Source organism: Desmospora profundinema, assembly GCF_031454155.1.
GTDB classification, from domain to species: domain Bacteria; phylum Bacillota; class Bacilli; order Thermoactinomycetales; family DSM-45169; genus Desmospora; species Desmospora profundinema.
The window spans coordinates 1-10489 of record NZ_JAVDQG010000012.1 but is presented as its reverse complement, the minus strand read 5'-3'; the positions used below and the strand labels follow the sequence as shown (position 1 = coordinate 10489).

The following is a 10489-nucleotide window of genomic DNA, read 5'->3' as shown; positions in this document are numbered from 1 at the left end:
ATCCGTTCCGCACTGGCGGCCATACTCTCCACCATGTCCCGGGACGTATTGGAAAAGCGGGCGTTGTTTTTGAAAAAATCACAGTGAGCCAATACATGGGCGGCAATCAGTTTATTTTGGATCAAGCTGTTTCCTTTCAATAAAAAGGCGTAACAGGGGTTAGAATTGATCACCAATTCATAGATGCGACTCAGGTTTAAGTCGTACTGCATTTTCATCCGGTGAAACGCCTTGCCGAAGAACCATAAATATGAAAAAGCGTAAACAAGGGTTCGAAAGATCGCCGCCTATAATAAGAAAAACCGGGTAGGGTCGCCCGCCCGGTTTTAAATAAAGACTCCATAATTTGTCCTAAGTTTGGGGATGTTCCCTTAAACGCATTATATACTCATCCGTAATTTGTGTAGAAGGAACCAATTGGTAATGTTTTTCTTCTACAATTTGAGCGTTATGGTCTTCACAATCCAAATGAAACATTGCAACGACGTCGTTATCCATAAACTGCACTGATATTGGGACACATATTAAGTTGGGGAATTTGCTTATACAATAGGCCATATCCTGGCTTAATTGAACAACACCTATCCTGTCATTTCCACCTTTAGCTTGTACAGGAATAATAAAGTGTTGTCCTCTTTTATCGACGCCTACATACAACTCATCAATTTCAATCTGGCCAACATCCTTTACCTTAGTCCTTAAATGATTTTGGAGAGAAAATGTAGTAATTCCTAAGAAGATATCTATTAAACGATTGTAACGTACCTTACTAAGCAATGCCTGTTCGTCTGATAAAGCGTATTTAACCAGTATTTCCGGTGTATTATCCGGGATTTTAATACTTTGTATCGCCCGATTCGGCGTCACAAAAGGTGTATGACTTAACTTAAATGCATAACGAGCGTCTCCGCCACCAATAATAATCCATGCCTTCCCTTCCCCTGCGGTATCGGCGATGGCTTCCGGCATGTCCTTTCGATATCGATAACTATAAACGACATCTCCAACATTCTTGGGGACTTTTACCTCCAATTCATTCGCTGCTTCTATAATTTCCTCTCGTGTGAACTCCACCGACTCCATACCATTACGGTATTTATCATTAAAAATCTTAACAAGAATTTGGGCATAAGCCGATATTTTAGGCATTTTAGTCCCTCCGTTACTTTCTGTCTCTCGTGCCTATTACATCCCGTGGTACATTAAACATATCTGCAGCAGCCGACATGTTAAGACTCAATAGATTTTCATTGCCTAGATTAATAGGACCGGGCTTAATTGGAACAACATCCATCGCTTTAATGATTTGGCCTGCTACAGCACGCGCTAATAACGGAGGAACCGAATTACCAACCTGTCTAAAACCATGCCATTTAGTGACATGTAGTCTGAACCAATCAGGGAAAGAGTGTAACCGTGCTGCTTCACGTACGCTGATAACGCGACCATGGTAAGGATGGATAGGTCTAGGGCTGGTATAGGCTCCCCTTTTGCTATCCGTTCCAGCCCTTAAAGTGTTGCAAATACCTTCAGGGTGCAATTTGAAAAAACGGCTAACAGACTCAGTCTCGCCCCAATCTGTACACAAAAACCGTTTCACGGAAACTGAGGTATGTTTAGTCCGTAAAGAATTTGTTAACTTATTCTGGTGCCATACTCGCGGATAAGAAAAGTCGTTTTCGTCTTCGCTAACCCCATGCAAAATGCGAGCGTAATTGCTTTTAGGGGATACATTGTAAGGGATGGAATCGAACTTCGTTAATACATCAAATTCATCAATGTTAGGTAAATCTCCAATAGCATCTTCTACTGACGGACACAAAGGTAACAATGCCCCCTGGGTGTCTTGAAGTCCTTTTTTATGTCTAACCTCGGTAATCGGTTCAGGATAATTAGGTGCTATTACGTCCTTACGATATCCATAAACAAATAGGCGTTTCCTATCTTGCGGTACGCCATAATTAGCAGCAGTTAAAACCCTGTACGAAACAACTTCATACTTACTTTCAGTCATTTCGTAGATGAATTGATTGAGAATCTGTTTTGAATGTCCGATGGTAAGCCCGGACACATTTTCCATAACAAAGTATTTGGGTTCTATTTCCTTTACAATACGGCCAAAGTGACCTAGCAAGGAGTTACGTGGGTCATCGACCAATCGTTTCCCTATTAACGAAAAGCCTTGGCATGGAGGCCCACCAAAAACTACATCAACCGAACCAGCTTCAAGGTTGGCCCTTTCTAAAATTTCCTTTCCGGTTAGCTCGGTAATGTCTCTACAGATTGTAGCCGTATTGGGGAAATTATATTTATGTACTGCTGCATGGATAGGGTCTATTTCCACGGAACCAACAATATCAAATCCGGCTTGCTCAAAGCCTAATGACATTCCACCGGCACCACAAAACAAATCTATCGCTTTTGGTCTTTCCATTTTCATAACCTCCTGCTTCTACTATACCGACAAGAAGGAATAAGGTTAACCCCCTAGATAAATAAAAGCGAACTCCCATAAGGTGTTGTTATGGTTGAAAGTCTCGCTCGGCCACTCTTTTACAGCCACTTCGACCACCTTGGCGACAGGTTGAATGGTTGCTCGACTTCTGGTTGACTGTTTCCTTTGATAGGGTGTTGGCTGTGATTGACTGGTTATGTATGCTGGCTGGTCGAGGGAGTCCCTGTTGATCTTCTGACTGTGAGTTGTTTGTTCCTTTATTCCTTGTGGAAATGGGAATACTGGCTTTGCTGTTGTTCAAAATGAAGAATAACAAGATAGGTCTATCCGGCCCTTTCTATATTTACATTGGTCTTGGTCTATTCTAGGAGCCACCACATGGTATTATACTAGACAAGAGAGAGCGGAAAAAGCCTCACCACCGGGCCGAGTCTACGGCAAAGGAGGTGAGGCGCATGGAATGCTTCAAGCGATCACGGCGATACTTGCCGCACTTGTTACCGTTACTCGCCTCTTCCTGGATTGGCGCGAAAAGCGTCCCCTGACTGTACTTAAAAGCCACTAACGAATGGGCAGTTCGTTAGTGGCTCTGGTCTATACAGGGCTTCCCTATGCCCAGTCCTCATCAATATACAACTTGTCCAAGAATCCTTGGAATGTTCGACTGATATAAAGTGATGGTTTAATATCTTTACCCTCAAATATATCTGACAGATGAACATCCCTTGATCTAAAGAAAACACCCGAAGGCTCTTTACTTCCTTTAGGGTAAAAAAAGCAATATTCACTTGAAATGGAATCCATAGCAAAAGGAACAACGACACCTAAATCTTTATATTCCTCTCGTTCATCAAAAAATACTCTCGTTTCTTCGACGATGGTTTCAGGATCCAAAAAATCCTCTACATCATGTTCTTCACCATTAACATCAACCGCAACGAAATCACTTTCAGGCCCTTCATATTGCTTATACCACTTAACAAAGTCCTGTGGTAGCTTAACTCCCAATTGATCTTCAAGTTCAGAGATCTCGCTTTCAGAAAGAGGTTGATCAAGTTTTACCCATTTCACAAGTAAAACCCCCTACCTTCCTTTTTGACTACCCCAAAAAGCATGACCACCAGTATGGTTAAAGGTCTTATTCAAGTCCCATGGGACTAACATCATTTTACCAGTTTCCTTATCATGGTGCCATGTCAATTGTTCAGCTTTATTTTTACGTAACCCTGGACCTATTGAACCCTTGTTCTTCTCGATAGCTTTAATTTGTGAATCTGTAAATCCAAATTCTGTTCTCCAATTAGGATACTGTTCCTTAAGTAACTGAGTAGCATAACGAGTTTGATCTTGACTTTCACCAACTAGAGCATCTGCTGGAAGAGTAATTTCTAATGGTTTTCCATTTTTCCCTTTCACAGCATAGGGGGAAAAGTCTGGAAAAGCATCTTTATCATACTTTACAGTATAAGTGTTACCTACTTCTGTAGTTTGAGTGTCAACAGTGTTTCTTTTATCCCCATATCGAACCTTAAATTCACGACCATCACTAGTACGTGCCCAAAGTTCCTGTGCTTTTTCGTCCCATTCCGTTTTAAAAGAAAAATTCGGATCACCTTTACTTAACTTCGGCGGCTTTTTAGCTTTAAATGCTGTTCCTGGGCCGCCACCTGCGGCTTTGCTGTAGCTATCTGCCGCATCATCAAAGTGATTATAAATAAACCGCCCAACCGGACCATCAGCAGCAACGACTACTCGATTCTCAAGCTGAGGGATTATCTCTTTTAACTTGTGACCATGATCCGTAATAACCCCGCCACCAAAGCCGAGCAGTCCGCCTAATGCTCCCGCGATCAGAACGTTTGTCCAATTCACTTTACCTTCTCGTAAAAAATCAAAAGTGGCTGTTTCTCCTACACCGGCTGCCCCACCTGAACCCAACCACGGAAACCAACGACCCATCCAGGTAGAAGTCATCGCCATTCTTCCGAGAAGATGGGCGGTTCCCGCAAAAGCACCCAGCCCTACCGCTCCTGCGATCCCACCATAAACCGCATCCATCGCGATCTCTGTGGTTGATCCACCACTCAACCAACCGGCTACCCCTCCAACAGCCATGCCGGCAAGCATGGACCAACCGATGACGGGTACGGTAAAGACAAACACCGTGGATATAATCCCGAGTATGGCTACTGCTAACAGACTAAAAATGCTTAACCCAGAAATGCTGGTACAATCCACTTCTGTTGATTCTGATTTTACCGATGAAGTACCTTGGGCACTCACAGTGGATATTGAGGCAAACATCTTGCCATTGTCCATTGAAGAAGGAGCTTGATAACGCTCTGGAGGCTGATATTTTTCTGGAGGTTGGTATTTCTCTGGTGGCTGATATTTTTCTGGAGCCTGGTACTTATCAGGAGGTTGATAGGGCTCTGGGGCTTGATACTTTTCCGGTGGTTGATATTTCTCCGGAGCTTGGTATGGCTTTGGAGGCTCATAGGGTTTGGGAGCCTCATATGGAGCTGGATCATAACAATCTGCAGCATTGGATAAAGAGCATCCACTTAAGAATAGGATTATGACTAATGTAATGGCTACCAAACGGTTAAAACGCACGCTTATCCTCCTTTTAATTAAGAATTGGTAACCTGATTTTATCGAACGAAGCAAAGTAGACAAATAGGATTTAAGTAGTAAATTAGAGATCAAATGAGCCTGGGCTTCCCCAGGCTCATTAAGCTTCAATTCTAGGTGGCATTTGTATGACATTCGGATTTCATCCTTTACTACTCCCTCCTTCTAATAAATTTTTAATTCTATCACCAAATGAAAATGAATTAAGCATACTGTAAACGGAATTGTAATAACAACCAAGGTAAACTAGATTTTCTATTGCTTTAACTATTCGTTTATTATAATTATCAAGTTCATCATCTCTAACTTCTAATACAATCCTTTCATATATACTTCTTTTATTTTTTATATTGTATTTACGATATTGAAATTCTTTATTTTTTATTTTACGAGGTAATCTTTCTTTGATTTTATTTTCCCATATTTCAAATCCTTGTTTTGTAAAAAGAGATTCATTCAAAATTTTACTATCCATTATATTTATACGGCCAAACAATCTGAAAAAATACATTACATTATACTCATAGATTTGTAAACGCCACAGCCAATCGGATACATTATCTTCTTCAGCCTTCTTTAGTATTTCAAGGATCTTTTCTATTTCTGGTATCTCCTCAAATTTTTCAAACTCGTATTCTTTATGAAAAAGGGGGATAAACCTATTTTCATCGGACCATTCCACTTTGCTTTGACTAATTTCATCTATATCTTCATAAGTATATCTTGATACACATTGGTTTATAATTAAATCCTTAATATCATTAGCATATGATACATTACGTGTTGATTTTTGGATCAAGTCGCCAACAAGCGATAACAATTGGCGATGTGTATCAATTACTTTTTCCCACTTTGTATTATTAGACTTAGTAATTTGTCTTGCAATCTTCCCTTTTTCACCAAGATAGTATCTCAAAGCTAATAATATACCTATTAAGGTCAGAACTGGCGAAATGTTTTTCAAAATAATTAACAACATTTTATTTTCTTTCATTATAATTTCTTTTATTGCACTAATGCCATCTAATATAAACGGATAGATACGGTCAGGAGGAATTTGATTATATACAATTATAACTAAAATCCAAATTAATATATTATATAATGAAACTTGTTTTATTAACATATTCATAATCTTCCACACAGTAACTTTAGATCCTCTTAGTATATCAAAAAGTAATTTCTCATCATCGCTGTCGTTTGGTCCAGACCTAATAGAAATAACATTATATCTAATTCCTATAATAATTTTCATAATAGCCTTTTCAATAATTAATTCCAGTTTTATAATTCTAACTAGCATAGGATGATTGTCTATAACTCTATTTTTTAATATATCGAAAGCGAGGGGTAAAAAATTAATATATAATTTACGCAAAACCATATCAATGACTATATAAAATGAACTCACCATTATAAAGGTTATAATATAATATCTTATCCACATTGGAATATAAGAAGGGAATATCTGGGCAAGTACAGGAATCCAGTGATTAAAAAGTAAAATCATCTTTTTAAATATATAAAGAATAGAAGTTAATGTTAATATAATAAAATCAACAAGATAGTATCCAACAAAACCGCTAATAGCTCCCCCCAATACAAAAATAAACAGTTTATATACTCTTTTTTTCTCTTTTTCATTCCCTTTATCAATATAAAAATCATCATTTATTTTCTTTATCCACTTTGTTAACCAAAAAAATAAGTAAATAATAATGAACAATTGACACAACAAAATTCTCAGATCCCCCAGAAACTGTTCTATTTTACTCACCTCTTATAAAACAATATTTTTATTATATTATAACAAAGCTAGCCTATCCAAAAAAGAATAAACTGGTCTCTTTTTGCCGTAACATCTTCTTCTCCGCCCTCCTCATCATCGTCTGAACCGAGCTCTTCGTGATCCCCAAGAACGTTGCCACCTGTGCCATCGAAAACCCTTGCCCACCTTCATCATGTACACCTCACGCTCCAGCTTGGTCAGGTTGGACAAAGCATCCTCCACCCTCCACATTTCCCAGTCAGAGAGGGTACATTTCGGTTGTTGGTACACTTGCTGATGGGTATATCGCTGAAGGTGAATCGGATCAATAGGCCGCTCCCATTGATAGGCGGCCCGTCGTTCGATCCCCCGACGGTTTCCCGGCCGCCGGCCAGTCGTCATCCATTCCAGGGAAATCAGATCCGATTCCATGCTCCCCAGGATGGTCCGATCATTTTCGTCTGTTGTTTCTTCTCTTACGCGCCGTACCTATGTGAGTGATGGTCTGTATATGCCCCACCCCTTTTTTATTCTTCTACCTTCCATTCCTGTACTGACCAAACACCCGGGAAAATTGTTTCTGTCATACCTATTCCGCTGCTTCTTTTCGTCGTATAGATTGAATGAAGCCCACTCTTCGGAATTTCTCCCCCAACCATCCGTGTTATCCCACAGAGATATACTTTAATCCCCGGCCCCACCTCAGCCGGTTTGGTATGTCCCGAATGATCACCCGCTCAGTGCAGGTCGCTGCAAAACCATGTCGCTACTGATCGGGGCATATGAGCCCGTTCTGTTCCATCAAGACAGCAATCGGAAAGAAACCTAAAATCGACCCTTGTGATAGAATCAAAAAAATGATGCCACATTATCATTAAAAAGGAGGAAACTGTCATGAGTGATGCTTCAGAAATGCTTCAAAAGCCGCGTATCAAACCCATCACCCCGCACCTGTGGTTCGATAAGGAGGCGAAAGAAGCCGCGGAGTTCTATTGCTCCGTATTCCCGGATGCAAAAATCACGAGCAAGACGTTTTTGCACAATACTCCCTCGGGTGATTGCGACCTTGTATCGTTCACCGTCTGGGGACATCCTTTTATGGCCATCTCTGCGGGACCACTCTTTAAGTTCAATCCTTCCATATCGTTTATCGTTAATTTTGATCCGTCCCGTGAAAAGAACGCGAGAGAAAAGCTAGACGAAGTGTGGAATAAGTTGTCCGAAGGCGGTACCGCTCTTATGCCGCTTGATAAGTACCCATTCAGCGAACGATATGGATGGATCGAAGACAAGTACGGTGTCTCATGGCAGCTCATTCTTACGAATCCGGAGGGGGATCCGCGGCCCACGATTATACCCTCCTTGATGTTCGTGGGAAAAAACTGCGGCAAGGCGGAAAAGGCACGCGAGTTCTATCTTTCAATCTTTCGAAATTCGAAACCCGGCGCTCTCTTTCGGCATAGCCCCGGCCAAGAGCCCGATAAAGAGGGAACCATTATGTTCACCGACTTTATGTTGGAGAACACCTGGTTTGCTGCAATGGACAGTGCACGGGAACACTCGTTCAACTTTAACGAGGCGATTTCCCTAAAAGTCCATTGTGAGACGCAGGAGGAAATTGACTACTACTGGGAAAAACTTTCCGCTGCACCCGAAGCCGAACAGTGCGGCTGGCTCAAAGACAAATACGGTGTATCCTGGCAGATCGTCCCCGCCGCACTGGACGAGATGATGACCAAGGGCACGCCGGAACAGCGCGATCGCGTCACGCAGGCGTTCTTGAAAATGAAAAAGTTTCACATTGCGGAATTACAAAAAGCATTTAAAGGAGAATGACCATGTGAAAAATCATTGATTTAAGTGGATCTCGCTCGATGCCAATCCTGAGCATTTCAGAGATCAGGTTCCGGTTTCGAAACGACTTTTACAAACTACTCCACCCAAACCAAAAGAGATCCAAGGGTCTATCACCTTGGATCTCTTTTTGATATAAATAGAAATAGAAGAACTTATACCCAGGAGGCGTTCATGTACGCAAAATTGCATTCCGGTGCGGTGTTGGGGATTGATGGATACATCGTCGAGGTGGAAGTGGATATCAGCAATGGACTGCCCGCTTTTGAAGTGGTGGGGCTGCCGGATCCGGCGGTGAGGGAAGCGCGGGATCGGGTGCGATCGGCGGTGAAAAATACAGGATATCCGTTTCCGTTGCAGCGGATCACCGCTAACTTGGCACCGGCGGACCGGAAGAAGGAAGGGGCCGGGTTTGATTTGGCCATCGCCATCGGAGTGTTGGCGGCCAGCGGACAGGTGCCTTCGGAAGGAATCAAGCAGAGTCTGTGGCCCCGCCAGCCCGACCAACCCACGCTCCTATACACTCTTCGTACAAATACAACTGTAGTACTAAGATAGAGGAAAAGAGCAATGAAAACACGGGCTCGAAAAGCGATTAATCTCTCAACATTTTCATCGGATTTTAGAGGATGAATGCTTTTCCTTACACGAATTTACGAGTTTTGGACATGCTTATGGGATCGTAACCGACTTCTTACGATTCTACAATCACGAGCGGATTCATGGCAGCCTTGGCTACCAGTCTCCCATGGCCTTTAAACATAGCATACAAACGTCAGAGGCCCTGCTTTATGAGGTGCATCCATGACGAGCTTTTCTCCTTTGCTACCCTGATATAGGGACGAAAAGAGAAGGAATTACGTGAATGAGAGAGCTCCTGTTCTTATGTGTCCAAAGTTAGGGGTTTAATCCGATTCCAACTTAGCTCATCAGTTAAAACACCTTTCTCATAAAAATGCTTAAAAGCCTTTATAACCATATCTAAACGAACGCATAGCATTTCCCTCGCTTGCCCATCGTCCTCAGATTGATAGATTACAAGATACCGTCGCTCACCTCTTATCAAGTCTTCTCCAACAAAAAGATTTCCCTTTTTCCTAATATGTAATATAATATCGTCCACTTCGTCTCTGTTCAACCTATAGAGGGCTGATTGAACCTCTTCCCAAGTTGGACTTTCCTTTAAGTAGATATCCCGGTCGTCTTGCAACTCCACATCGTCGATAATCATCTCTTTCTTTCCTTTCGTCACCCACTCGGCTTCCCAGGGTTCGATAGAGTTGGCTTGAACGGTCTGTCTTTCTTTGCCGGATCTTACGGTTATACAAAGACTCTTTTCCGGTTCCAGCCGATCGAGCTTCATCCAGGAATATTGCCACCGTTCCAAAGCTTTGAGAAAGATCACGATCGCGATCACTATACCGACTGTTATGATAACAAAAACGAGCTCTTTAACGACTCCAAAGAGATCCATTATCCATATCCTCCTCTATACTCCATACCGGAGTGGCGGCATTGAAAGGAAAGTGTTTGACCGTGCTTTTAAAAAGGCATCCATTCGTTGCAAAAAACGCAAAGGTAAACTAAAGGCCGCACCGCCCCTCCCTTATTTATGCGGAAAGTTGAATGGCCAGACGGCCCTAGGGGCAGAACCAGCAACTGAACGACGAAACGCAATTTCACTAGAACTTATTTCAAAATTCGATTAATAGACCAGAGGATGAGTGCAACAAAACAGAAAGCCTTGTACATATGTACATAAGAGTCATATCGAACCA

General features: G+C 41.9%; 10 protein-coding genes and 1 pseudogene. 3 read left to right on the top strand and 8 right to left on the bottom strand.

Annotated features, from left to right (window positions below; genetic code table 11):
* The 7 genes and pseudogenes from JOE21_RS17650 to JOE21_RS17620 all read right to left on the bottom strand — a co-directional run.
* Positions 1–245 (bottom strand): annotated as a pseudogene (locus tag JOE21_RS17650) (SpoVR family protein); the annotation flags it as partial.
* Between the two features lie 106 nt (positions 246–351).
* Positions 352–1149, bottom strand: coding sequence for a hypothetical protein (locus tag JOE21_RS17645; protein WP_309868794.1), 798 nt, complete (start codon positions 1147–1149; stop codon positions 352–354).
* A gap of 13 nt (positions 1150–1162) precedes the next feature.
* Positions 1163–2434 (bottom strand): DNA cytosine methyltransferase, encoded by a 1272-nt coding sequence (locus JOE21_RS17640; protein ID WP_309868791.1) that lies wholly within the window; start codon positions 2432–2434, stop codon positions 1163–1165.
* 630 nt (positions 2435–3064) lie between these two features.
* The gene (locus JOE21_RS17635) at positions 3065–3526 is read right to left on the bottom strand and encodes an SMI1/KNR4 family protein (RefSeq protein WP_309868788.1); all 462 of its coding nucleotides are present in this window, start codon (positions 3524–3526) and stop codon (positions 3065–3067) included.
* A 12-nt stretch (positions 3527–3538) separates the two neighbouring features.
* Positions 3539–5224 (bottom strand): HNH endonuclease, encoded by a 1686-nt coding sequence (locus tag JOE21_RS17630; RefSeq protein WP_309868785.1) that lies wholly within the window; start codon positions 5222–5224, stop codon positions 3539–3541.
* A gap of 7 nt (positions 5225–5231) precedes the next feature.
* A complete protein-coding gene (locus JOE21_RS17625; RefSeq protein WP_309868783.1) occupies positions 5232–6827 on the bottom strand; it encodes a hypothetical protein in 1596 nt (531 codons plus the stop codon).
* Between the two features lie 144 nt (positions 6828–6971).
* Positions 6972–7289, bottom strand: a complete 318-nt coding sequence (locus JOE21_RS17620) for a hypothetical protein (protein ID WP_309868781.1) — start codon at positions 7287–7289, stop codon at positions 6972–6974.
* Positions 7290–7751: 462 nt separating this feature from the next.
* Between JOE21_RS17620 and JOE21_RS17615 the strand changes: the two genes are divergently transcribed.
* The 3 genes from JOE21_RS17615 to JOE21_RS17875 all read left to right on the top strand — a co-directional run bounded on the left by JOE21_RS17615 (position 7752) and on the right by JOE21_RS17875 (position 9519).
* Entirely contained in the window at positions 7752–8693 is a 942-nt protein-coding gene (locus tag JOE21_RS17615) for a VOC family protein (RefSeq protein WP_309868779.1), read from the top strand.
* Between the two features lie 192 nt (positions 8694–8885).
* Positions 8886–9269, top strand: a complete 384-nt coding sequence (locus JOE21_RS17610) for a magnesium chelatase domain-containing protein (RefSeq protein ID WP_309868778.1) — start codon at positions 8886–8888, stop codon at positions 9267–9269.
* A gap of 40 nt (positions 9270–9309) precedes the next feature.
* On the top strand, positions 9310–9519 hold the full coding sequence (locus tag JOE21_RS17875) for an integrase core domain-containing protein (RefSeq protein ID WP_374709414.1): 210 nt from the start codon (positions 9310–9312) through the stop codon (positions 9517–9519).
* A gap of 75 nt (positions 9520–9594) precedes the next feature.
* Here JOE21_RS17875 and JOE21_RS17605 read toward each other — a convergent pair whose 3' ends face one another.
* On the bottom strand, positions 9595–10185 hold the full coding sequence (locus JOE21_RS17605) for a hypothetical protein (RefSeq protein ID WP_309868777.1): 591 nt from the start codon (positions 10183–10185) through the stop codon (positions 9595–9597).
* Positions 10186–10489: the final 304 nt, after the last annotated feature.